General features: G+C 70.1%; 30 protein-coding genes. 3 read left to right on the top strand and 27 right to left on the bottom strand.

All coding sequences use genetic code 11. The features are described 5' to 3' along the window. Positions 1 to 57: 57 nt before the first annotated feature. The 26 genes from C4B68_RS40710 to C4B68_RS40835 form a co-directional block, all read right to left on the bottom strand. Positions 58 to 372 (bottom strand): hypothetical protein, encoded by a 315-nt coding sequence (locus C4B68_RS40710; RefSeq protein WP_099505617.1) that lies wholly within the window; start codon positions 370 to 372, stop codon positions 58 to 60. Between the two features lie 185 nt (positions 373 to 557). Continuing rightward, positions 558 to 839, bottom strand: a complete 282-nt coding sequence (locus C4B68_RS40715; RefSeq protein ID WP_099505616.1) for a hypothetical protein — start codon at positions 837 to 839, stop codon at positions 558 to 560. Further along, entirely contained in the window at positions 836 to 1834 is a 999-nt protein-coding gene (locus C4B68_RS40720) for an ATP-binding protein (RefSeq protein WP_099505615.1), read from the bottom strand. Before C4B68_RS40720 ends, C4B68_RS40715 begins: the two co-directional genes overlap by 4 nt. Beyond that, a complete protein-coding gene (locus C4B68_RS40725) occupies positions 1831 to 2175 on the bottom strand; it encodes a hypothetical protein (RefSeq protein ID WP_240634793.1) in 345 nt (114 codons plus the stop codon). Before C4B68_RS40725 ends, C4B68_RS40720 begins: the two co-directional genes overlap by 4 nt. Positions 2176 to 2185: 10 nt before the next feature. Beyond that, complete coding sequence (locus C4B68_RS40730; protein ID WP_099505614.1) at positions 2186 to 2650, bottom strand: Pycsar system effector family protein; 465 nt, start codon at positions 2648 to 2650, stop codon at positions 2186 to 2188. Positions 2651 to 2735: 85 nt separating this feature from the next. Next, the gene (locus C4B68_RS40735) at positions 2736 to 3020 is read right to left on the bottom strand and encodes a hypothetical protein (protein ID WP_099505613.1); all 285 of its coding nucleotides are present in this window, start codon (positions 3018 to 3020) and stop codon (positions 2736 to 2738) included. Positions 3021 to 3024: 4 nt separating this feature from the next. Beyond that, the gene (locus C4B68_RS40740) at positions 3025 to 3582 is read right to left on the bottom strand and encodes a hypothetical protein (protein ID WP_099505612.1); all 558 of its coding nucleotides are present in this window, start codon (positions 3580 to 3582) and stop codon (positions 3025 to 3027) included. A 30-nt stretch (positions 3583 to 3612) separates the two neighbouring features. After that, positions 3613 to 4089: an RRQRL motif-containing zinc-binding protein gene (locus C4B68_RS40745; RefSeq protein ID WP_099505611.1), complete on the bottom strand. Its 477-nt coding sequence runs from the start codon at positions 4087 to 4089 to the stop codon at positions 3613 to 3615. Positions 4090 to 4363: 274 nt separating this feature from the next. Next, on the bottom strand, positions 4364 to 5008 hold the full coding sequence (locus C4B68_RS40750; protein WP_143674467.1) for a DUF6919 domain-containing protein: 645 nt from the start codon (positions 5006 to 5008) through the stop codon (positions 4364 to 4366). Between the two features lie 26 nt (positions 5009 to 5034). Then, on the bottom strand, positions 5035 to 5247 hold the full coding sequence (locus C4B68_RS40755; protein WP_099505609.1) for a hypothetical protein: 213 nt from the start codon (positions 5245 to 5247) through the stop codon (positions 5035 to 5037). A gap of 120 nt (positions 5248 to 5367) precedes the next feature. Then, complete coding sequence (locus C4B68_RS40760) at positions 5368 to 6126, bottom strand: hypothetical protein (RefSeq protein WP_099505608.1); 759 nt, start codon at positions 6124 to 6126, stop codon at positions 5368 to 5370. Positions 6127 to 6360: 234 nt separating this feature from the next. Continuing rightward, the gene (locus C4B68_RS40765) at positions 6361 to 6873 is read right to left on the bottom strand and encodes a hypothetical protein (protein ID WP_180289370.1); all 513 of its coding nucleotides are present in this window, start codon (positions 6871 to 6873) and stop codon (positions 6361 to 6363) included. A 69-nt stretch (positions 6874 to 6942) separates the two neighbouring features. Next, positions 6943 to 7134 carry a hypothetical protein gene (locus tag C4B68_RS40770; RefSeq protein WP_099505607.1) on the bottom strand — a complete coding sequence of 64 codons (192 nt, stop codon included), beginning with the start codon at positions 7132 to 7134 and terminating at the stop codon, positions 6943 to 6945. 134 nt (positions 7135 to 7268) lie between these two features. Continuing rightward, positions 7269 to 8702, bottom strand: coding sequence for a DNA/RNA helicase domain-containing protein (locus C4B68_RS40775; RefSeq protein WP_240634794.1), 1434 nt, complete (start codon positions 8700 to 8702; stop codon positions 7269 to 7271). Then, a complete protein-coding gene (locus C4B68_RS40780) occupies positions 8699 to 9559 on the bottom strand; it encodes a hypothetical protein (protein WP_099505606.1) in 861 nt (286 codons plus the stop codon). Before C4B68_RS40780 ends, C4B68_RS40775 begins: the two co-directional genes overlap by 4 nt. 78 nt (positions 9560 to 9637) lie before the next feature. Further along, entirely contained in the window at positions 9638 to 10192 is a 555-nt protein-coding gene (locus C4B68_RS40785) for a hypothetical protein (protein WP_240634795.1), read from the bottom strand. Positions 10193 to 10194: 2 nt separating this feature from the next. After that, complete coding sequence (locus tag C4B68_RS40790) at positions 10195 to 12186, bottom strand: hypothetical protein (protein WP_099505604.1); 1992 nt, start codon at positions 12184 to 12186, stop codon at positions 10195 to 10197. Between the two features lie 121 nt (positions 12187 to 12307). Continuing rightward, the gene (locus C4B68_RS40795) at positions 12308 to 12511 is read right to left on the bottom strand and encodes a hypothetical protein (RefSeq protein ID WP_099505603.1); all 204 of its coding nucleotides are present in this window, start codon (positions 12509 to 12511) and stop codon (positions 12308 to 12310) included. Then, entirely contained in the window at positions 12511 to 12981 is a 471-nt protein-coding gene (locus tag C4B68_RS40800; RefSeq protein ID WP_099505602.1) for a hypothetical protein, read from the bottom strand. The genes C4B68_RS40795 and C4B68_RS40800 overlap by 1 nt, the downstream gene beginning before the upstream one ends. A 141-nt stretch (positions 12982 to 13122) precedes the next feature. Beyond that, positions 13123 to 14844 carry a DUF2637 domain-containing protein gene (locus C4B68_RS40805; protein WP_099505601.1) on the bottom strand — a complete coding sequence of 574 codons (1722 nt, stop codon included), beginning with the start codon at positions 14842 to 14844 and terminating at the stop codon, positions 13123 to 13125. Positions 14845 to 15161: 317 nt separating this feature from the next. Then, a complete protein-coding gene (locus C4B68_RS40815; protein ID WP_276311627.1) occupies positions 15162 to 15353 on the bottom strand; it encodes a DUF5999 family protein in 192 nt (63 codons plus the stop codon). A 180-nt stretch (positions 15354 to 15533) separates the two neighbouring features. Continuing rightward, a complete protein-coding gene (locus C4B68_RS40820; RefSeq protein ID WP_099505598.1) occupies positions 15534 to 15857 on the bottom strand; it encodes a WhiB family transcriptional regulator in 324 nt (107 codons plus the stop codon). Between the two features lie 166 nt (positions 15858 to 16023). Next, complete coding sequence (locus C4B68_RS40825; RefSeq protein WP_099505597.1) at positions 16024 to 16212, bottom strand: hypothetical protein; 189 nt, start codon at positions 16210 to 16212, stop codon at positions 16024 to 16026. Between the two features lie 82 nt (positions 16213 to 16294). Then, positions 16295 to 16471: a hypothetical protein gene (locus C4B68_RS42320; RefSeq protein ID WP_167459359.1), complete on the bottom strand. Its 177-nt coding sequence runs from the start codon at positions 16469 to 16471 to the stop codon at positions 16295 to 16297. A 147-nt stretch (positions 16472 to 16618) separates the two neighbouring features. Beyond that, positions 16619 to 17173, bottom strand: coding sequence for a hypothetical protein (locus tag C4B68_RS40830; RefSeq protein WP_099505596.1), 555 nt, complete (start codon positions 17171 to 17173; stop codon positions 16619 to 16621). Between the two features lie 113 nt (positions 17174 to 17286). Next, positions 17287 to 17898, bottom strand: a complete 612-nt coding sequence (locus tag C4B68_RS40835) for a hypothetical protein (protein WP_099505595.1) — start codon at positions 17896 to 17898, stop codon at positions 17287 to 17289. A gap of 353 nt (positions 17899 to 18251) precedes the next feature. Here C4B68_RS40835 and C4B68_RS40845 point away from each other — a divergent pair, with 353 nt between their 5' ends. The 3 genes from C4B68_RS40845 to C4B68_RS40855 all read left to right on the top strand — a co-directional run bounded on the left by C4B68_RS40845 (position 18252) and on the right by C4B68_RS40855 (position 21190). Then, the gene (locus C4B68_RS40845; RefSeq protein WP_099505594.1) at positions 18252 to 19010 is read left to right on the top strand and encodes a GntR family transcriptional regulator; all 759 of its coding nucleotides are present in this window, start codon (positions 18252 to 18254) and stop codon (positions 19008 to 19010) included. Next, entirely contained in the window at positions 19007 to 19717 is a 711-nt protein-coding gene (locus tag C4B68_RS40850) for a P-loop nucleotide/nucleoside kinase family protein (RefSeq protein ID WP_099505593.1), read from the top strand. The genes C4B68_RS40845 and C4B68_RS40850 overlap by 4 nt, the downstream gene beginning before the upstream one ends. A 237-nt stretch (positions 19718 to 19954) precedes the next feature. Continuing rightward, positions 19955 to 21190 (top strand): NsdA family TPR-like regulatory protein, encoded by a 1236-nt coding sequence (locus C4B68_RS40855; RefSeq protein WP_099505592.1) that lies wholly within the window; start codon positions 19955 to 19957, stop codon positions 21188 to 21190. A gap of 293 nt (positions 21191 to 21483) precedes the next feature. Here the strand turns inward: C4B68_RS40855 and C4B68_RS40860 are convergent, their stop codons facing one another. Then, entirely contained in the window at positions 21484 to 22119 is a 636-nt protein-coding gene (locus C4B68_RS40860; protein ID WP_143674465.1) for a hypothetical protein, read from the bottom strand. Positions 22120 to 22849 lie beyond the last annotated feature (730 nt).

Below are 22849 nucleotides of genomic sequence, written 5' to 3' on the forward strand. Positions count from 1 at the left end.
CCCCGGACCCGGCGGTTGCGGGGTCCGGGGCGGCACAGAGTGCGCTCAACTCGCGGGTCAGCGGATCGTTTCGAGCGCGTACCGCAGATGCGTGCGCGCCCGCGCCAGCCGATCGCGCTGGTCGGCCCCAGTGATGGTCAGCGCGTCGGTGAGGTGGCCGACCGCGTAGTCCAGTTCCTCGCCGGCGCGTTGCAGGTAGTCGACGCGGGCGGCGCCGAAGAAGTGCATGCCGCGCTCAACGAGGTCGATGAAGCCGGTCGGGGTGACGTCGCCCGGCTGCTCCTCACCGAGCAGCGCGGCGAGGTCCCTGCTGAAGCAGGCGATGAGCGCGGCGAACGTGTTGGTCGCGGCGGGCTGGACGGAAGCGGTCACGAGGGCCTCCTCGGTAGTCGAGTTGGATGGTGATGGGCCGGCCGGGGACCCCCGGCGTGGGTGTGATCGGTACGGAGGGCGCTCAGGCCGGACCGTGGGGATCGGCCTTGCTATTGCTGGCCTTCGGGCTCGGTTCCCTCGTGAGGGAGCCGAGCCCGAAGGCGGCGGTGCCGGGTGCGGGCTGGTCAGCTGGTGCTGCCGCCTTGGAGACGCTTCATCCGGTCGGCGATCGCCAGGAATTCGGCTCCGAGGTCCGCCGAGGCCAGGATCACGCGGAGGATCGAGGCGAAGCCGTCCCGCTCGATGGGGTTCAGGCGGTCCCACACGGCGTGCGCATCGGTATGAACGCCGACGGCCTGGAGGTAGGCCTCCTCGGTGGTGACGGTGTACTCGGCACCGCACCGGCCGCACCGGTAGGTGGCCTGGTCCCAGCCGCAAGCAGCAGGGCTGTCAGGCTCGGTGGTCATCCGTGGACCGCCTCCATCGCCTGTGCCTCGAGGTCGGCGTGCCCCTCGGGGTCGTCCTCCTGGCCGCTGTTGTCGGCATGGTCGTCGGCCTCCTGGTCGACGTCGTCGAAGCCGCCGTGGACGGTGCAGACGATGTCGGGGTCCTGGTCGCGATCGCCGGTGAGCGCGCCCCACAGGTCGGTGACCGTGTAGGCCGGCGCCCACGCCTCGCCCTCGCATTCGTCGTCGAAGGGGCAGGGCAGCAGGACCTCGAAGCCGATGCTGCCCTCGCCGTCGATGTCCGTGCGCAGGGCGAGGTTGAGGTACTGCTGGCCGATGCGGATCTCCGCGACGCGGTCGTCTCCGGCGAGGCGGGAGCCGTCCTTCCATCGCCACAACGGCATGAGTTCGGGACCGAAGAACCGGCGCGGCACGATCAGGTCGCCCAGGCCGTCGTCGCCGCCTTGTCCGAGCTCCCGGATCCGGATGTTGCTGATCTGCTCCAGGAGCGGCTCCAGCCGGTACAAGGTGTCGGAGAAGAAGACTTCGTTGAAGCCCTCCGAGCGCAGGTTCGGGTGGGCGGCGACCATGGCCCGGTGCTGGTCGGTGACCACACTGTCGGGCACGGCCCGGTTGGCGGGCCGGGGCTGCTGCCGCTCGATGCACACGGGCAGCGGGGTGGAGACGAGAACCGCGATGACCGGCATGTTGTGCTGCTTCGCCGCGTCGACCAGCAGGGCCCTGTCCTTGGCGAGGACGGAAGTGGCGTCCACGACCGTGTTCAGGCCTCGGGCCATCCTGCGGTTGACGATCAGGAGCATCGCGTCGACGGCGTCGGCCGTGGCGCTCTGATCACCACAGTCGTCGGACATGACGCCCCTGAGACTGTCGAGGCTGACGACCTGGTGGGGCGGCCAGGTCGCGGCGAGCGTGGACTTCCCGGAGCCAGATGCGCCGATCAGCACCACGAGCGCGTTCTTCGGCAGGTCCGGGTAGAGAGGTGCGGGCGCGGTCATTCGGCTTCTCCTTGGGGGTCAAGGACGCGGGTCGCCCAGTACAGGCGGAGGGCAACGCCCTCGGTGAGCAGTTCGGCTGCGTCGTTCAGCGGAGCGGAGGTGTCGCCGTCGCCGTCCTCGTTGAGGCGGTCGGCGGTCTGTGCGCAGCGGGTGAACAGCTGCGCGAGCTTGCCGAGGACGCCGTCTTGTGGGTCGGCCTCGCTGTGGAACTCGCGGAGGGTCTCCGCGAGTTCGGCGGCGGTGACGTCGTCGCCGGTGAGGTCGTCCTCGATCTGCTGGAGGGCGAGCATCGCGATGCCCGCCGACGCGCGGACGCGGTCGACACGGGTTCGGGCGGTCACGGCTGGCCCGTCAGATCAGCGAGCCGCCGGCGGCGGCCAGCAGCAGAGTGAGGGCGACAAGCGACAGGTCGACCGCGCGCCGCAGGTGGGTGAACTTCCGTACGGCGAGGGTGGACAGAACTCGGATGCGGGCGGCGCGGGTATCGCCGTCCATACAGCTGCGGATCTCGTCTTCGTCCAGGCGCGCCCAGTGCGGGAAGGACGCCCGATCGTCGCCGCGCAGGCGAGGCCTGACGACCAGGAGCAGCAGCACGGCGGCCGTGCCCAGGGCGAGGACGGCGAGCGCGCCGAAGACCTTCGTCACCGGCGGCAGGTCCTTGTCGGCGACGGATGCGAGACCGGCGAGGACGGCGCCGTTGAAGGCGAGCAGTAAGGACGCCTTGCCGTCCGTGCGTCCGATCTCACTAGCGACAGAAGCGAAGGCGGTGTCCAGGTTCTTGTCGATGGTGGAGGCGGGGGCCGTGAACGTCGTCATGCGCGGGGTTCTCCTTGCGGAACGTGGGTGGGGCGGCCCGCGTGGTGTGCGGGCCGCCCCGGGGTGGCTTCGGGTGGGTCAAAGGTCAGAACGGCGGTTCGTCCGGCCAGGGGTCACGGACGGGCAAGAGCCGGAGAGTCCGTGTCGGCCGGTCCCAGCACCAGCACAACTCCCCGCCCGGGTAGAGACCTTCGGACCACCAGCCGCCCTCGCCACGGCAGTCCGGGCAGCCCGGGCGAGGCCGGGGGGAGAGCCGGATGGCGTTCCGGGAGACGGTCAGCTCCCAGGCGTCGGCCTTGAGTGCGACGGCGGCCGCCGTCGCCGTGAGCGAAACGGCGGCCACGAGCAGCAGCGCGGTTCGGGCGCGCACCGTGTCAGTTCCGGGGCGGGTGCGGCAGGACCAGGAACTGGGTGCCCGTGCCGCTGGTGGTGGGCCGGGCGACCAGGAAGTCGGGCTCATCCTGTACGAGCCGGAGCATCTTCATCTTGATGAAGTCCGCCGGACGCTGGAGGTCGACACGGTCCGCGTGGAAGTCGCTGAGGTAGACGTAGTGGCGGTTGGTGCCGCCCATGCGCAGGCTCTGCAGCCGGGCGCGCACGATCTGCGCGGCCTGGTCGTCGTCGGGCGCGGCCGGGATGCCCCGGTCCATCGCGCGGCAGCTGGCCGCGTGCGTGTTGGCGAGGTCGGCGGCCTCTTTCTCCGCCAGTCGGCTGCTGTGGCTGCTTTTGACTGCGCGGTAGGTGCAGCCGAGGCAGGCAGTGGCGAAGGACGACGTTCCTCGGTCGCCGTCGGCGGTGTAGACGAGGACGATCGCGCCCTCTCGTTCTCCGACGGCGCCGCGGTAGCGCTGGACGACGGTCGTGCCGTCCGGCGTCCACGTCGCCGTGTCCAGTACGGCGGGACGGCGGGCGAACAGGGTGGTCAAGGCCATGAGTGATGTCTCCTTCAAGCGACTCGTTGATCAGGCAGCCAGACCGTGTGCGGTCGGCTCCGGGTAGGTCATGACGGTGTCGGGACTGGGCTCGTAGCCCTTGTCACACGGCTCGCACTGGCCCTGGGTGCGCAGCGGGAGGCACGCGTAGTACCGGATTCGGCACGTGGGGCATGTCTGCCTCGCGGCCATCGCCCGGTCCAGAGCCATCTCCTGGGCGAGGGTGGGTGTCCGTTTGGGAACCGCCAGGTCGACGCGGTACAGCCACGCCCACCGGTTCCCGCCCCGGCATATGAGCCGGGCGACGGGGTCGTGGCCGCCGGGGCTCAGGCCCATCGCCCGTAACTGGCGGCGGGTGGCGAGGCCGGTCTCCGGGACGGGCCCCTTGCCGCGTGCTGCGGCGCGCACGGCCACGGCGCTGGGGGCCTGGTTGTTGCCGAACTCCGGGAAGCCGTCGTCGTCGTAGAGGTCGACGTCGACCAGGTCGTCATCGTCCGGGCTGTCCATCACGCGCTCCAGGCGCCGGAGAGTCGGCGGGGCCGCTGCGGGTAGCGGGGTCCGGGACGGTGGGGGCGGGGCCGGCCGATCCGGCGGCGCGGTCGGGGGATGAGCACGTGCGATCTCCTCCAGACGTCGGTGGACAGCAAGCAGCGCGCCCCGCCGGCGCGGGTGCGTCGGCAGGGCGCGGGGTGGTGCTGGTGGCCGGTCGGCCTGTCCGGTCCTCGCCCACCACGAGCGGGTGGGCGAGGACCAGGCGGAGCAACCGGACGGTGAGGGAAAGTCAGCGGCTGGCAGAGTCGGCCGGTCGGGTGCTGCTCGCCCACGGGTTTTCCGGGTCGTGCTGGCGCTGGCCGGTGAGGAAGTCGAGCGTGACCCACAGTCGTTCGCCCGGGGTCCCGTACTCGGGGGCGATGATCGAGACGTATGTGCCGGTGCTGACCTCGCGGTAGAGGTCGCGGTCCAGCCCTGGCCACTGAATGGCCATGTCCGCGCGGCTGATTCGTCCGCCGAACGCGGTCATGGCCTCGCCGTCGCGGGTGGTGGCGACGACGGGCTCCTCCTGGACACCGCCATCGGGGCGGTAGTCGTTGATCCGGACGAACAGCCCGGCGGCGTACGCGGCGTCGACCAGGCGGTGGAACAGCGTGGGGTCGGTGACCACCAGCTCGACTGCGGCGCGCTGCTCCCACCACAGACCGTCCGCACCAGTGCCGGCGAAACCGGGCTGCGAGCAGGTGGTGACGTATCCGGCCCGGCACAGGGCGGCGAGGCTGGGCACCAGGTGCGCGGTCTCATCGTCGGGGCCGTAGCGCGGCTGGTAGCCGGGGCGGGAAGCGATCTTCCCCTCCAGCCAGAGGGCCATCAGCTCACTGAGGTCGCTGATGGTCCGGGCGGACCGCCAGCGGCGCCGGTCGGAGCGGCTCATCCACGGGAGTTTGATGTCCACGGCTGTCACCGCCCGGTCGTCGTGGCCGACGGGCTCGGGGAGGGGCTGGCGGGCTGGCCGTCCGCGCTGGTGTGGGAGCCGAGCACGATCGCGAGGACCGCCGCGGCGGCCAGCGCGAGGCGCTTGAGCAGCGACAGCTTCGGCTTGGCCGGGGCGGCGGTCTGCGCGGGGATGAACCAGCCGTACACCGGCTTCGGGGTCTGGGTGTTCTGCGGCATGACGAATCTCCTTGCGCGGCAGGGGGACTGGGGTGTTGGTGCGTGAGGCCGGACGGCCTGTCCGGTCTTCGCCCACCGCGCCGGAGCGGGTGGGCGAGGACCAGGCGGAGCGTCCGGAGGTCAGTCCCGGAAGGGGCAGCCGTTGTGCTGGTCGGCGGGCGCGGCCGGGGGTTGCACCGGGACGTGGATCTCGGGCTGGACGGTGATCTCCACCGGGCGGGCGGCGGGGCGGCGCAGGGTCAGGCCGCGCATCGCGAACGCGGAGAGGAACGTCCAGGCGAGAACGGCGAGGGCGACCGCGACGGGGCGGCTGGTGTCCGGGGTGGCCGTCCAGACCATGAACACGGTGGCCGCGCCGTGTGCGGTCCACATGGCGCGCACTCCGTTGTTCCGGGAGAGGTAGCCGAGGACCAGGGCGACGATGCCGGTGAGCAGCCACAGCGTGTAGACGGTGGAGCCTTCGACCGGGAGGCCGGCCGCGTGCTGCGCGATGTACGTGCGCACCGGCTGGTCGACGACGGCGAACACCCCGCTGGAGGTGTCGACGCCGACCTGCACCTTGGGCACGGCGGTGAGCAGCTGGTGCAGCGCCTCGAGGACGACTTCGCCGGCGGCCTTGGCCATCAGCACGACGAAGGAGACTCCGGCCACCATCAGGACGGCGCGGAGCCAGGGGGCCATGTGCCGGAAGCCGGCCTCGGGGACGCTGAGCACGTCCTCCCACATCGTGTACAGGACGCCGTTCTCTTCCCACGCGGTGTCCCACCAGGCGCGCAGCGCGGCGAACCGCGGCTTCTTGGGCGGCGCCTTCGGGAAGGGCACCGGGAGGTAGGCGAGCTCCTGGTGGTTCTGGCCGGGGGTGTGGTCGTGGGACTGCACGGGGCAACTCCAAGGTGTTGGTGGGGTGTTCACGGAGCGTGCGAGTGGGCCAGGCGGTGAGCGGCGGGCCCGGAGGCGACGGCTGCGGCCGGCGGGCAGATCCGGGATGCCGAGGTCGATGACCATGGCCGCGTCTGGATCGGCTGCGACTGGCTGTGCGGCCGGAGGGCCTGTCCCGCACCCGAAGCCCGGCCTGTCGGCGGGGTGTCGGATACGGGGCAGGGCGTCCGGAGTTCAGCGGACGTCGTTGCGGGTGCGGGAGAAAATGCCGCGCTGGTTGCTGGTGTTGTTGATCTCGGTGTTCTGGGTGACCGAGCCCTCGTACACGTTGTTGGTGACGGCGCTGCGGGCCTTGCTGATCGCGCCGCCGATCGCGGTGACGGCCATGGCGAAACCCGCGAAGGGCAGGGTCACCATCAGCACGCCGTTGAGCGTGACCGAGGCGAGGCCGTTGAGGACCAGCCAGGCGCAGCAGCCGAGACCGACGGACCCGGCGCCGACGCCGATGCTCGCGACGGCGATCCCGGCAGCCCAGGCGGGCACGATCCGCTTGTCGTCCTGATGGACGGGCGGGGTGTTGCCGTAGGCGGGCAGCGGGGTGTCGTCGCGGAACGACGTCGGCATGTGCCGTACGGGGGGCGTCTGGGGCCCGTAGAACGACCGCGCCATGATCCGCTCGGCTTCGGCCTTGGCTTCGTCTTCGGTCAGCGGGCGGGTGATGTGGTCGAAGTTCACGGTGTTCTCCATCCGGGCAGATGCGGGGGCGCCCTCCCTGCCGGGGTGGCGGGGAGGGCGCGGGGTGGGGGAGTGGGGCGGTTATCCGATGCTGCTGAGCATTCCGGCGAGGCTGCTGATGCCGTTGGTGATGGCGGGGGCGATGCCGGTGGAGGCGAGGGTGAAGCCGAACAGGACGGCGGCGAGGGCGGGCCAGATACGCAGGTAGCCGGTGCGGAGCAGGATCAGCACGGCGATTCCGGCGAGGACGACCAGGGAGACGGTCAGCGCCACGGTGGGCAACTCCTTCGGGAGGGGCGGTGTAGGTGACGGCGATGCGGGGGCGCCCTCCCTGCCGTGGCGGCGGGGAGGGCGCAGGGGGTGCGGGAGTGGGGGCGCCCCGGGGGTGGGTCTCGGGGCGCCCGTGATCACATGGGCAGGCTGATCAGGCCGGAGGCGTCCTTCGGGGCGAGCTTTTCCTCGCCGCGCAGGGTGCTGACCGTGGTGCGCACGGAGCCGCGCTTCGCGTCCTTCCCGCCGTCCTCATCGAGGGCGGCAAGGAGGTCTGCCTCGGACAGGGGGCCAGAGTCAAGCGCCGCGAGGATCCGTTCCTTGAGCGTCTTCGGCATCGCCGGCAGCGACTCGGGCTCGCCTTCGTCGCCCTCGCCGTACTCCAGGCCGTCGCTGTCCTCCGCCGCCTGGCCGCCCTTGCCGTCCTTGGGCGGCGGGTAGATCAGCTTCAGGGGCTTGCCCGGGGGCGGCGCGGACCCGTAGAGCTGCCGGATCACCGGGTCGAACCCCTCGTGCGGCGAGAGCGAGCCGACGAGGAAGAAGCGCGCCACCGACGTCGGCCGGGCCGACGTCAGGTGGTAGCACATGCCCTGGCTGTTCGGCTTCTCCTTGCTGCGGTCAACGGGCGCTCCCCATCGCTGAATACGACGGGCGGCACCGAGGATCTTCGGGATGGGCTGAAGGTTTTCACCGGTCGGCAGCAGGCCGTCGCCAACGAGCGAGGCCATCATCTGCGAGCTCCACCTGAGAAGGATGACCTCGCCTTCCTTCAACATGGCCCTCAATGTGTCGCTGCCACCGAGTTCGTCAAGGTGCCCGGCCTGCGCCGCGAGCACGATGCCGATGCCGACGCTGCGCCCGGTCCGACCGATTTCCTTGATCAGCCGTGCCGCCTCGGCCCGGAACGGGCTGCCCTTTTCGAGCAGGCGGTTGGCTTCGTCGATGACGACGTACTCGAGCGGGTCCGGGTTGTTGATCAGGAAGCCCGAGCGGCCCATGTCGGCGTACCGGTTGAACCGCTCTTCGGCCTTCGCGACGGCGGCCCGCAGCAGGCCCATGGCCTCTTTGAGTGTCCGTACGTGCGTGGCGACGTTGCCCTTCGCCTCGGGTACGGACTGCCCGCCCTTGAGGTCGGCGAGGTGCACGACGATCCCGTTGCGCTTGCACGCGGCGAGGAACGCCTGAAGGGCACGGCTCTTACCGGCGCCGGTCGTGCCGAAGATGATGATGCGCTGCGCGTTGCCGGTCTCGGGGTCGTGCACCCGCATCCGCAGCGGCTCGCCGTCGTAGTACGAGCCGATACGGATGCAGCCGTTCTCGTCCAGCTGAAGGTCTTCGAGGGTGATCGCGCGCATCTTCGCGAGCGGGTTCACGGGGAAGACGCGGACGACGGCCTGGCGGCCCCGCCCCTGCTCGAAGATCACGCGGCTGGGGTCGTCGACCTCCAGGAGGTCGCACAGGGCGTCATGGTCGGCGCCCTTCACGCCGCCCGGCCTGGTGCGCAGCATGTACTCGCGCATCACCTCCTGCTTTTCCTCAACGTGCTTCTTCGCGAGGGCTGCCGGGGTCACGGGTGGAGCTCCTTCGACATGTCGTACTCGTTGATCTCGGTGAGGGTCACGCCGGGCAGCGCGGACCGGCCGATCTCCGCCCAGACGTCGTCGTCGGGCGCCGGGCCCGCCTCAGGCTTGGGGCCGATCAGCAGCATCGCGAATCCGGCGCCATGCCCGGGGATCGCCTGCATCTCAAGCAGTTCCTCGGGCACGTTCATCAGGGCCGACAGGCGCTTGATCTTGATGTCGGGTACGGGCTCGCCCTTCTCAATCGCGGTGAGCGCGACGGCGACGCGGCGCCGGTCCTCGATCGCCCGCACCGCGATCACGCGCGTGCCCTCCGCGACGCCGTCCTTCTTCGCCGCGTTCAGGGCCCACCACCGGCCCGCCGGATCGTCGGGAATCGCGATGGCGACCTCGGCTTCGGCGCCCGTGCCGTCTCCGTCGCCCTCGGTGTCCTCGGTCTCGATGACGGGCTCGGGCCACTTCGCGACGCGCTTGGCGAGCTTCCCGGGGCGCAGCCACCACACTCCGGCCGTCCACAGCACGGCGACGCCGCCCTGGACCAGGCGGCCCTCGGTTGCGTCCCACGCGAGCTCGGTGATGAGGTTGGAGACGAGCACGGTGTGCGGCGTCAGGTAGATCGTGTAGACGATCGGCTTCTTCATCGGGTGGGCGAGCTGGAAGCGGGGCGACAGGAACGCCCCGCCCAGTCCGGCCGCGATCGTGGTGAGGATCGCGGGCAGGGTGCCGGCGTCGGTGAACAGCCCCGCCGTCATGGCGCTGCCGCCCGCGAGGGTCGCGAGCCGGCCGACGCCGCTGACTGCGGCCGAACCGGCGCGGCGGGTGGTCTGGATGTACGTGCGCAGCGGCATCGCCGGCACTCCTTTCAGGTATGCGGAAGGCGCCCGGCCCCTCGTGCGGGGGCCGGGCGCCTTCAGGGGCGGATTCGGTCAGCGGTTGCTGTACCACTCACGTTCGGCGACGTCGGCGGTGCCGGACTGCATCGCCTCGTTCACGTCGCCGTAGTCGCTCTCGTGGTCACGGGCCGCGTTGTCGAACTCGGTCGACATCTCAGCCGCCTCAGCGGAGAGCGCGTCGGCGAGGGCGAGGGACTCCCGCATCGTGGCTGCCGCGTCATGGTGCGAGGAGGTGACCGAGTCGTCGACGGCCAGCGACGCGGCGACGTCGGCAAGCCCGTCGACGGTCTGCGCGCAGTCCTCCACGTACGAGTACGCGCCCTTCACGGCCTGCGAGAGCATCCGCATCGCCACCGCCGCGATCCCAAGGCGCGCGATGACGAGCATGAACGTCATCACGTCCGCGATGACGTCGACGATCCGGCCCCCGTTCAGCGGGGTGACCTCGCCGCCTTCGGCCGGTGCGTCCGTACCCTCGCCCGGGGCGGGCAGGTCGGACGCACCGGACGCGGTGACCTCCGCGCTGGTCTGCACGTTGGTCGGTTCGATCGCGCCTCCGCTCCCGGAGGCTTCGACTTCAGTGCTCATGGTCAGGCCCCGCTTCGGTCGTGGTACTCGCGCTCAGCCGGTGCGACGTGCCCGGCTTCCTTCACCCGGTCGGCGCGCAGCTTGTCGGCTTCGACGGCGGTGTCGCGCGCCGTCAGGATCGCCTCGGAGGCGCGCGGCAGGGAGTCCCGCAACGCCTCAGCCTTGTCCTGCACGCTGCCGGCCCGCTCCATGAGGCGGATGCACCACATCACGAGGACGCCGGGCACCTTCTTCTCGATGCACATCGCGTAGAGCGATTCGAGCCCGGACTTCAGGCCCTCGCACTTCGCGGCAACGAGGTTCATGTGATCGACGCCCTGAAGGATCTGCTCACCCATCTCTTCGTCGGACTCGATCAGGTCGTACACGGTCAGTTCCGCGTCGACGAACTGGGTGTCGCCGACCTCGCCGACTGCAACGGCTGTACCCATGACGATCGGGCTCTCTTTCGGTACGGATCGGGTGGGCGTGACCTGACCGGACGATCCGGCGGGCAGCTCCCTGCGACCTGCGGTGATACCGGCGGGCTGACGTCGCCGCGGTTCGGGCCGGATGACCTCGACCTCGACCTTGTAGGTGACGTCCCAGCCGGGCGGGGGGCGCAGCCACTCGCCGTCGCCGCCGGGCATCGACCCGGGGTCGGTCGTGGTGCGGCCCTTCCTGCGCCGCCGACCCGTCCTCGGTCCCGTCGTGCTCCCCTTCGGCTTCGGATTCCGGCGCCCGCTGCGTGGCTTCTTCGTCCGGGGCGGCTTCGGCGTCTTCTTCGTCCCACCCTTCGAACTGGTCGGCTTGGGCTTCTTGGTCAGGTCGACCTTCTGGGTCGGGGTCGGCTTCGGTTTCTTGGTCAGGTCGACCTTCTGGGTCGGGGTCGGCTTGGGCTTCTTAGTCAGGTCGACCTTCGAGGTCGGCTTCGGCGGCGGGGTCGGGGTCGGGGTCGGCTTGGGCTTCTTGGTCAGGTCGACCTTCGAGGTCGGCTTCGGCGTCTTTGGGCTAGTGCCGCCGGCCTTCTCGCGTTCGCGCTTCGCCTTCCGCTTCTCGGCCCTCCGCTTGCGCCGGTCGGCGGCCTCGGCTGCCGCTTCCTTCCGGGCCGCCGCGCGGTCGGCCAGGTCGGCCTTGCGCTCATCGGCCGTCGCCTGACGCCCGGCCTTCGCTTCGTCGTTCTTGCGCTGCTGGCGGCCGGTCGCGAGCTTTCCGAGCGTGCCCGGGGACCTCTTCGCACCGCTCGTTGAGCCCCTGCTCGATCCCGAGCCCGGCCCCGACGATCCGGTGCCGCCTCCGGCCGCGCCCTTCGAGCCCTTGCCCGATGAGCCCGGCCCCGAGGTACGCGAGCCGCCGCCAGCAGGTCCGTTCTTCGAACCCTTCGGACCCGCGCCCGCACCCGTGCCGCGGCCGCCGGCCCCGGCAGATCCGTTAGCCGAGCTGCCCCGGCCGCCGCCCTTCGGGGAGGGCCTCTGCTGCTGCCCGAAGGTGCCGCGCCCCGAGCCTCCGCCGGCGCCGGACCCGCCCGAGCGACCGCCGCCGCCCTTGCCGGTCGCGCCGCGTCCGAACTCGGGCCCGGACTGCGCGCCCTTCTTCGCACCGGCCGCCGCGTTGGTGACCTTCTGCTTGTCGGCCGCCTCGCGCGCCTTGTCGGCGACGGCGTCGTGATGCTCGCGCCGCGCCTTCAGATAGTTCGCCACCGACCACGTGCCGCGCAGCGCCGCGACGGCGATCGCCGCCATCGTGACCATCGCCATCGAGGCCGTCGCGCGGGCCGGTGTTCCGGTTCCGCTTGAGGCATTGGCGACCATCTGTGGGGCGACGTCGTCGGGGTCGACGGTGCTCGAATCGTCGTCGTCACCGGGGGTCGGGAACGGCAGGAAGAAGTCGGGCGGAGGGGCCAGGTCACCGGCTTCCGGCGGGGGTGGAACCCCGTCGTCGGGAGCGCCGCCGGGGGGCGCCAGGTTGAGCATGGGGAGCGTGATGACGTCCGCGCCCCGACCGTCGTCGGTCATCTTTTCGTCCTCACTTGACGTAACCGCCCGCCTCGCGTACGCGCGCGCGTGACGCGCGCGTGTGGCAACAGCCGGAGCGGCCGGATTCCTTGATTTGAACGTTGATTTTGAACGCGGAGAGTTACGAGCCGAAGCCCTGCTCCTTCAGGTACTTGCCGAGTTGGTCGGCCATTGACGCCCACATCGGATCGTCGTCGGGAAGGTGCGCTCGGGCCGCGTCGAGGAGGACGACGACCCGGTCGCGAGGTGTGGCCGCCCCGTTGATCCGGGGCGACCACAGCTCGAAGGTGAGGCGCTTCGTCCGCGCGGGATCTTTGCCCGGCATCACGCGCCCTTGTTGAGGTGCGCGAAGAACGGGTGCGGGTCCTCAGCGGGTTCCGCTTTCGGCGCAGGTGCGTCGATCTGCGGCTGCCCGCCGCCGGCCTTCAGCTCTTTCAGGCGCTGCCGCTCGGCTTCCTTCTCGGCCCGCTTCTCGGGCAGTTCCTCGTAGCTGCGCCGGTACCGCGCGCTGTACGTGGTGAGCTGGACGATCACGTCCTCGAGGTCGGCGACGACCTTCTCGAGCGGCCGGACCGTGTGGTGCGCCCGCAGTTTCGCCTGAAACGGCAGGTCACCGGGCAGCTTGTCGGCCTCTTTCAGGTCGGCCTCGATCTCGGCGAGCAGGGCCTTCGACTCTGCGAGCAGGGGGGCGAGGTACTGCCGGCGCTGCTCGATGAACACGCGTCGCTTCTCCGGGCCTTCCGCAAGCAGGTCAGGCGTCCACACGCCTTTGTTGGGCTTCCTCGTCTCGCTCATCAGGGTTTTGCTCCTTTACAGGGTGGTGCGATCCGGATCGGGGGAGGCTTGGGGCGGCGTTTCGGCGCCTTCACCGCGTCCCCGAGTTGTCAGCAGCAGCTCGGGGGCCGGTGGAACCGTCGAAACAGCGGTTCGTGCAGGTCACTGCCCGGGGCGGTAGCCGCTGGCGAGCAGTTCGGCCGCCTCCTGGCGGTACTTCGAGGCCGTGTCCGTGGAGGACACCGCCGTCTCGCGCTGGACGTCGGCGATCGAGACCACCCGGGACAGCGCGGGGTGGATTTCGTCCGTGCCCAGGCCGACCGTCACCAGGCCGGCCGCGAGCGCCATGCGCGCGACCTTGCGGACCGCCCGCTCGCGCGAGGTGAGCTTCGCCTCGTCTTCCATTTCGACCGCGCGCCGCTCGACTTCGGCGACGGCGAGCCGCGTTTCGGCAGCAGCCATCTCCGTTTCGGCCTCGCGCAGCCGGGCGGCCTGGACGTTGGCGTCAGCAGCCGCCCTGCGGTCGTTCTCCTGCGCCGCCAGCCGGTCGGCTTCGGCAGCGCGGCGGCGCGTTTCGGCAGCGGCCATCTCCGTTTCGGCAGCACGCCGATCGGCTTCGGCAGCACGCTCGCGAGCCTCAGCGATCTCCGCCGTCTCGATCGCCTGTGCCTCCGCCGCGGCGACCCGGTCGGCCTCCGCCGCTGCCTTCCGCTTCTCCGCCGCGCGCCGCTCCAGTTCGGCCGTTTCCAGGTCGGCGGCAGCCGCCGTGCGGCGCTCCTGGGCTTCCTTGCGCTCCGCCTCCGCCTCACGGGCGCGGGCTTCGGCGACCAGGGCGGTTTCCAGCGCCTTCTCCTCCAGCTCAGCGGCCCGCTCTGCGGCGCTGGCCTGGGCTCGGGCGTAGGCGCGGGCCTGAGCGGTCGTGCCTTCCACCCGGGCGCGGACGGCTTCGAGTTCGCCGCCTGCCTCCAGCCGGTCGGCTTCGGCCTTCTTCTGCGCGACCTCCCGCCGCGTCTCCGCGTCCAGGTGCCGGCGCTCGGCTTCCTCCGCCCGCTCCTCAGCCTGGCGTTCCTGCTGCTCAGGCATCGCGAGGGCCTGCGCGACGGTGTAGCCGTAGGCGGCCATCTTCATCGGCAGCCGCTCATCCTCGGACGCCTTGTTCAGGTCGCCCTTGTACTTGCGCTTGAGCCACTGCTCGTAGGCGGTGAGGTCCTGCTGACGGCGGATCATCTCCGGGTAGGAGGTGACCCCGTACAGCCTCATCCGGCGGTAGAACTTCGGGGTCGCCAGCGGGGCGAGGATCCAACGGTGCAGCGGGATGCGGTCGGCGTGCGTACCCGCTTCGAGCTGCGCCTTCTTGATGAACAGCCGCCGTGCCGCCTCCACGCCGATCACGAAGAGGACCGGCATGACGCCGTGCGAGGCGGACTGGACCGGGTCGTTGCCGACCGCCCCCTGCGAGGACGCGTTGAACCACACGGTGGCGCCAGTCATGCCGTGCGCGGCCATCCGCAGCACCGGCCACGGGATGCCCTTGAGGATCAGGTACAGGTCCAGGGCCAGGAACGCCAGGATCGAAGCGTCCACGCCGATCGGGAACCAGGGCGCGAGGCCCTCGCTGAATCCCCAGCTCAAAGCAACTTTGGCGAGGGTGTCGTACGACATAGCGAAGCCGATGGCGCCGACCAGCGTGCCGAAGACCGCTGCGACGTACGGCAGGGCGGCCGTGAAGCGGTCCCGCTTGGGCTTGATCCGGTTCCGCTTCCGTGTCTCCGAAACGCCCCCGGCCGCTCCCGAAACGAACTCGGGTGCGTCCGAAACGGCGGTCGGCGTCCTCGAAACAGGGGTGTCGGGTGCCGCAGTCTGCGGCATGTCGGTGATCGTCATGAGGGCCTCCGGAGGGGGTCGTTCAGGGGGTGGGCGAAACGGTGGGGGCCGCTCCCGAAACGCGGGCGGCTGCTCCCGAAACGGCGGTCGGCGGAGCCGAAATCGGCCCCGAGGGGCCGTTGCCTTCCCGGAGCGGGCCGTGCTGAAAAGCCGTCGCCCGTGGTGCGGGCGGCGGGTCCGGGGGAGTGCTGGGGGGCGGGATCGAAACTGTCCGTGGCTCCCGCCGGGCGGGAGCGAAAGGGACTGTCCGACTCCCCGTCACCGCCCGACCCGGCCCGCCGTGGTGCGGCGGTCGGTGCGAGCGGATCAGGCAGTCGTCAGGCCGTGATCGCGAGGGGACGGTGCGGGTCGATGACCCGGCCGTCGGGGAGCAGCTCGCCGGTGTCGTCGAAAACCACGACGTCGTTGCACAGCAGGCTCCAGCCCTGCTCCGGGTGGCCGGCCACGACGCGGGCGGCCTCCGCCGCCGGGCTGTCGGCCGACGGGCACTTCGGGGTGTGCGTGCACAGCGAGTCCGGCAGCCGGGTGGTGCCGGTGGCGGTCGTCGCGGTGTCGAGCTGGGTGGTCGTCGTGCCCATCAGGGCCTCCCTGGGCTGTCGGTCCGGGCTGTCCGGCTCCCCGTCACCGCCCGTCCCGGCCGCCGTGGTGCGGCGGCCGGGACGGGCGGATCAGGCAGCCGCCAGAACGGATCAGGCGGAGGCGTTGCGGGCGCGCTGGCGGTCGCGGGCCTCACGGCGCTTGATGCGGCGGCGCTCGTTCTCGCTCATGCCGCCCGACACGCCGTGCGTCTGGCCGGTCTCCAGCGTCCAGGCGGCGCACGTCTCCAACACGGGGCACCTGCGGCAGACCGCCTTGGCCTCATCAATCTGGAGCAGCGCCGGGCCGGTGTTGCCGATGGGGAAGAACAGCTCGGGGTCCTCCTGGGCGCAAGCGCCCCGGGCCCGCCAGTTGCTGTTGACCGGCAGGTCGGCGGAGGGGGACTGGGCGGTGCGTACGATGGAAGAGCGGTTCATCAGGGCCTCCCAGAAGGTCCGTTGTTGTGTACGAGACAGCCCCAGGGCGGCCACCCTGGGGCTGTGTGCGTTCTAGCGACGGCCGGACGGCCAGAGCGGGGTGACATCCCGACGCTCTCCGCCGGCCCCGCCCGGTGAGGGCGGAGACGACGGGCAATGCCGGAGGTCAGCGGCGCTGCTGCTTCTGCCGGGCCTGGTAGGCGTCCTGGAGCCGGGCGAAGCGCTCGTGGATCGGCGCCCCGCCCACGCACTCCTGACCGTCCTGGCAGGCCTCGCAGTTGGTGGTGTGCTCGGTGGAGTCCTGGAACGCCTTCATGTAGCGGACGTACAGGTCATCCGTCTGACGGGCGGTCATCGGCGGTTGTCCTCCGACCGCTTGTTCTGCTCCGCGTTCTTCCGCGAGAGCTCCGCGCGCTCCGCGTCAGTCAGGCTGGTGATCACGCCGCCACCTCCCAACCGGCAAGCGCCGGGGCGGTGTTGGGCAGGAGCACCAGGACGACGTCGACGCGGACGGCGTCCTCGGGCTCGTAGCCCTCGGCTTCGTCCTCTTCCTCGATGTCGTCGATGATCCCGGCCCGCGGCTTCAGCGCGGAGCGTGCCATGCTGTTCTGCATCAGGTCCTCCAGACAGGTCCTGGACAGCCCCCGGGATCCCTAGTCCCTGGGGCTGTCGCCGTTCTGGCTGCCGTACGAGCAGCCACGGCCCCGGCCGACCCGAGGTAATCGGGTCGGCCGGGGCCGTGGTCGATCGTGCGACGCTGGTCAGACGGCGCCGGCCGGAAGAGCGCGGGACACGAAGCCCTTCGCCTTCTGGAGGATCGGCGCGGGAATGCCGTGCCGGACTCCGACCTCCTCAACCTCTGCGTCGCTGAGGCCGTAGTACATCGAGGCACCGTTCACGTAGATCGACAGCGCCTCGTAGTTTTCGTCCGGGAGGGCACCGCCGTTCTGCGTGACGATGTCGGCGAACTGCGGAAGCGCGCGGTTGAGAACGGTGAAGGCGTAGGCCCTGTCCTCCGGCCCAGGCCCGGCCTTACCGGCCTCACCCGCATCCGGCTGCTCCTGGACCATCCGAGGGCGGGCCTCCAGCTCGGCAACCCGCTCCTCGGCACGCGTCGCCCGGGAGTCTGCGACCTTGTACGCCTCCTGCGCCGCCTTCCGGGCGAGACGAGCGACATTCAGTTCGCCGGTCAGGCGCTGTACCTCGCCGTCCTTCGCCTCAACGCTCGCGGCCTGGGCGACGACTTCCTCCTCGGCACGGGTGAGCTTGTCGCGTAACGCGTCGGCGGTTGTGCGTCGTACAAACGGCAGCTTCATGCGGCTGTCCCCTTCATGTTGCTGTTCGACTCGGCTGGTCCGTACGAGCAGCCACGGCCCCGGCCTTCCCGCGTACGGGATGGCCGGGGCCGTGGTCGTTCGTGCGTGGCGGTTCAGCGCGCGGGGCGCTTGGGGTGAAGCGTGGTCAGCGGGACCAGCGGGCTGCCCAGCGGGGCGTCACCGGCGGGCAGCTGCGCGCGCCGGGTGTCGGCGTCGCGTACCGCCGTCTCCGTCGACGCCCACTTCATCTCCCGCAGCAGCCACAGCGCCCGACCGTCACCGGGCTCGTCATCCGTCGGCGCCGTCTGCTTCTGCGCGGCGATCTGGCTGACGGCCGGGGCCAGCGCGACCTTCGGCTTCCGCAGCACGGTGGTCTTGCGGCGGTGAACGGTCTCCGAGTTGCCGTCCTCCAGGCGCTCCTGCCACTTCTTGACCGTCATGTCGACGGTGACCAGGCGGTTGCTGCCCAGGCGGCAGCGGACGGCCGCGTCCTTGCCCGCCAGGCCCGTGTCGTGCGGCACCACCTTGGGCCTCTTGGTCTGGAGGCCGCTGATCGGCACCCACGTCTTGCAGTCGGGGCAGATCAGCGACGCGCAGGCCGGACGCAGATCGACCTGGTGAGGCTTGAGGGTGGAGATGACGAGCGCCGGGCGGGCGTTGACGGTGCGGGAGCGGGTCCGGCTCCGGCGGGGGCGGGCGGTGCGCTCAAGGGTCGAAGCTGACATCTGGACTCCTTATGGACGGAGTGGCAGGGAGCGCGTCGCGATGCTCTCTCTGCCCTCCGGGCCGCACGGCACGAGGCCGGCGTCCCGTAGGACAGACAGCGCACAGCGCTGCGACGTGCACACAGTCGTCGCGGCCGTCAGGCTCCGGAGGAGTTCGATGGTGCTCTCGCGCCCTCAGCGAGCTGAGGACTACTCCGGCCGCCCCGAGGGGCGGACGACTACTGCGGTCTTGCTTTTGCGGTGCTCCCAGAGGATCACCGCGTCTTACTTACCTCAGGTTGCCTGAGGTATCCTCAGGTGTCAAGCAGTATGGTGAGGTACCCTCAGGCCAAGAAGCGACCGAAGGAGGCGAAATGCCCGAGCCACCGCGAGCCGACAACCGGCCGCCGTATACGCGCATCGCGAGTCACTACCGCGACCTCATCAGCTCCGGGGAGCTCGCGCGGGGCGTCCTGCTGCCGAGCATCAGTGCCCTGGCAGCCGAGTGGGGTGTCAGCACGGCCACGGCCGACCGGGCGATGAAACTGCTGCGTGATGAGCAACTCGTTCGGGGCATCAAGGGAGTTGGCACCGAGGTTCTGGGACTCCCCGTTTCGCTCTCCACCGGCTCCGACCGCCACGACCGCAGCACCAAGACGCAGTCGACGTGGGGCACCGGCGAGAAGTCGAGCGGGCACACAGCCGGCATAGTCGCCGCTCCCGACGACATCGCAAGCGTGCTGGGCATCGCTCCTGGTGACGACGTGATCCGCCGAAGCCGTGTCTACCGGGATGCGCATGGCATCGTCGCTCATTCGACCTCCTGGATCCCGGCCGAATTCGCGCAGGTGTTGCCCGAGTTGGCGGAGAGTGTGCGCCTCAAGGGCGGGCTGTCGCTGGACCTGATTGCCCGGGCCACCGGACGGCAGGTGGCGCGGCGTATGCATGAGGAAGGCGCTCGCATCGCCACCGCGCAGGACCTCGAGCTCCTGGAGCTGGAGACCGGTACGGTCGCGGCGATCCTGGTGCTGACCGCGAGATTCTTGGACGCCGACGGCGAGGTGCTGGAGTTCGGGGTCGACTTGGGTGCTCCGGGCCGTACACGCCGCTTCACCTCGGAGGAGGAGCGGTGACCAGCCGCGACACCGTTCTCCTGGACGACGACGTCGTCCACTGCCTTGAGACCCGCCTCGGTAGCCTCCTGCGAGCCGAGGCGTCCGACATTCTGACCTTGGAAGGACGATTCGAGATCCGCCGCATCTCTGCAGCCCTGGCCGGTCGTCCGGGGCCCGCGCCTCGCGCCATCCTCATGTCGGCGATGCCTGGCGCTGGCAAGACGGCCCTCGCTCTGACTCTGGAGCAGGCTGGCTTCCGGCGTCTCTGCCCGGATGAGGAGATGTTCCGCCGCTATGGCCACTACGGAAGGGACTTCCCGCGCGGCGAGTTCCGCGTCCGGGAGGCGCCCGTCCTCAAAGACATTGCCCTGGAACTCCAGGAGTCGCTGCAATCCGGCCGCGACACCGTGGTCGACCACGGATTCTGGACTCCGGAGGAACGCGCCCAATGGGCGGCGACCGCCATGGAAGCTGGCGGCGTACCCGTTCTCGTCTACCTGCCCGTGCCCCACGAGGTGCGCTGGGAGAGGATCCGGGAGCGCAACACCCAATCGCTGGTCGACCCAAATGCGATCGAATTCAGCGAGGAAGACCTGCTGAGGTTCGCAGGCCGATTCCACCCGCCGACCGCCGACGAACCGCACATCGTCTACGACGGCCATCCCGAGAGCCTGCTGGCCGAACTTCGCCGTACGCGTCCGTCCACTGATGGCGGCCTCCATTGACCTCTACCTCCCACGTGCATCACCGAGCACTTCTTGACCATGACCGTGCTCGGTTGATGTCGCTACGGAAAGTGACATCAGGGGGTGACATTCGGAATGTCACCCCCACTTGTCACCTCCGCGCGATCAAGGGGCCGTGCCATGCTCGGCCGCAGAAGGGCCGGCTTCCGCTCCGTGAGCATCACCCTGTCGGGGCACAGGCTGCGCCGCAGGACCGTACGGGGAAGGGGATCGGCGATGACTGCTGACGAGCGTCCGGACTGGGCACGTCGGATGGTTGAGGAGCGGCTTGCGCGGGAGTGGTCGCAGCCCGACGCGGTGCGCGCCATGATGGCCCGCCTCCCCGAGGACCAGGCCGTGAGCGAGCAGGACCTGTTGCGCCAGTGGAAGCGGTGGGAGGCCGGCGAGGCTCAGCCGTCGAAGTATCGGTCGGTGATCGCTCAGACCTTCGGCACGACCACGGGCGCGTTCTTCCCCGAGAAGAGCCGCCGTGATGGGCGATCTGAGATCTTGCAGGTCAGCGGTATGGACACCGTGGACATCATCGCCCGGCTGCGTGCGTCCGATGTGGACGTGGCGACGTTGGACGCGCTAAGGATCACGGCCGATCGGCTGTGCTGCGAGTACGCGTACATGCCGGCCGACCAGTTGCTCCTGGAAGGAAAGGCCTGGCTGGCGCGGGTCGTTGGCCTCCAGCACCAGCGGGTGAGCCTGGCGCAGCACCGCGAGATCATTGCCCTTGCTGGGAAGCTCTCGCTCCTGGTCGGCTGTGTCGAGTACGACTCCGGCCGGCCGCGCGATGCCGAAGCCACCCGTCAGGCCGCGCTGATGCTCGGTCAGGAGTCGGGGGAGCTGAGCGTGCAGGGCTGGGCGCACGAGATGCGTGCCTGGTTCGCGCTGACGCGGGGCGACTACCGCGGTGTCATCGCCGCCGCGGACGCCGGCATCTCAGTCGCGCCGAACGAGAGCGTCGCCGCGCAGCTGTATGCACAGAAGGCCAAGGCATGGGCGCGGCTGGGGGACCGATCTCAGACGGAGGTCGCGCTCGATCAGGGGCGGCAGCTCCTGGAGCGTCTCCCGTACCCGGAGAACATCGAGAACCACTTCGTCGTCGACCCGGGCAAGTACGACTTCTACCGCATGGACGCGCTGAGGAAGTCGGGCGAGAACCGGCTCGCGGAGCAGCTGGCCAACGAGGTGATCCGGGCCGGGACGGACTTCGACGGTACGGAACGCTCACCCATGCGGAACGCGGAGGCGCGAGTGACCCTCGGTGTCGTCGCGGCCCGTGAGGGCGATCTCGACACAGCGCTCGCGTACGGGGAGAAGGCACTCGCCGGCGACCGGAAGTCCTTGCCGTCGCTCGCGATGGTGGCCGCCGATCTCGGGCAGGCTCTCCAGTCCCGCTACGCGCACGCCTCCGAGGCGCAGGCTTTCGTCGCTCACCTTCGCGAGCTTCGGGGTGGCCAGTGACATCAAGCCGACGGTCCGACGTATCGGCTCTGCGGCCTCCAGGCGGGATCGGCCAGAGCGCTTGTACGTTCCTACCGGAAGCCCCTCTTCCTGGTGCATCGGGCGTTGATCGTGAATGCTGTTCTGGTCCTCTGCTTCCCGTCAGGCGGGCGGCCAACTGGGAAAGTTGCCCGCTGGACGGGAGATCCGGCGAATCCGGCATAACCCTCTTGGCGAATCCGGAAAAGTCTGTTCGGATCATGGGCACCACGAGCGCGACCTGCGCGTTCGTAGACGACAACGGGCCGAAGACGTCATCGGGGAGGTGCGGCGAACGGATGGGCCAGATGCCGGGGAGCGTCGTCGTACGTCTTCTCCGCGTCGGTGCGGCGTGGCCGCAGTGCACGGAGGGCGGCCTGGAGGGTCGGCTCGTAGTCCTTCGGGTCCCAGCCGGCCGGGGCAGTGACCTTCGTACGGAGTCGCTCGGGCGTGCCGACACGGTGGATCTTGCAGTCGACGAACGGGATGAGGCCGTATCGACGGGCGTGCAGAAGGACCGGCTTGCCGGTCTTGACGATGTCGATGACCTCGAGGCGGGCGACTTCACCCAGAAGGTAGACGTGGCCGTTCGCGCCGCGCTTGGTGGGGCCGACGACGACCAGGCCGTCGAAGGTCGGCGCCAGCTCCTTCCACTTCTGCGCGTAGTTCTCCGGGGTGAAGACGTCGTCGAACTGCAGCAGCTCCACACCGGGGAGCCTGTGGCGGATCTTCGCGAGCCGTTCGTCCCACTGCGGGCGTCGCGCGATGTGCGGCGAGGCGCAGACGTAGACGCGAACGGGATCGCCGGGCTTCCGGGCTGCGCGGACCTTCTCCATGGCGGCGACGTACGCGCGCTGCTGCGCGGCCGTCGCGTATGTGGCCGGAAGGATGTCCACAGGGGAGTCAGGCATGCCGCTCATCTTGCCCTGAGCCACCGTCAGCCCACGTTCCAGCACCGCGAGATGCCCCTCTCACACACGCCTCGCCGACTCGCCCACGCCCCCCTCTACGCGAAGCGTGATCAACGGGGTAAGGTGGCTGCGATCAAGATCTATCTGAATATGGAAAACCCCGGCGCTTTGGCAAGCACCGGGGGTGTAGAGAACCTGATTGGAGGTCCTCGGTGTTCATGGCACCACTGTACCCGTGGGCCTTCGCCCGCACACAAGATCCCCGCCGCATCCGCGATCACTCGCGATGCACGTCAGCGGGGTTTTCTCGCGTTCCCGCGCACCCCGACCAGCCCTCCGCAGAGGGGGTTGAGATGACCTAGGTCTGGGGCGGCTTCGCCGCCGGGACGCTCAGCTACCCAGGTGACTCGCAATCACCCCGGCTGACGCCCCATCTGTCTCCGGAAGGTTTCGCACGCCCTCCGAAGGGATTGTCCGTCCGGTTCGCACCCGGCCGAACAGTTCGATCTCTGGTTCTAGCCGAACCACAAAGCACCACGAGGGGGGCTTCGTCATGCCCACCTTCCTAGAAGGAGGACGTCGTCATTCTGCACGACCGCGCGGGCTTTCGCCAGCCCGCTTATGCCTGTTTCATGCGTTTTTGCGCGCCCGTGGCGTCCGGTCTGGCTCAATCTCACAGCCCGATTCGCCCGGTACATCCCGCTCTTCGGGGCAGCTTTGCGATCTCACG

Source organism: Streptomyces dengpaensis, from assembly GCF_002946835.1.
Taxonomy (GTDB): domain Bacteria; phylum Actinomycetota; class Actinomycetes; order Streptomycetales; family Streptomycetaceae; genus Streptomyces; species Streptomyces dengpaensis.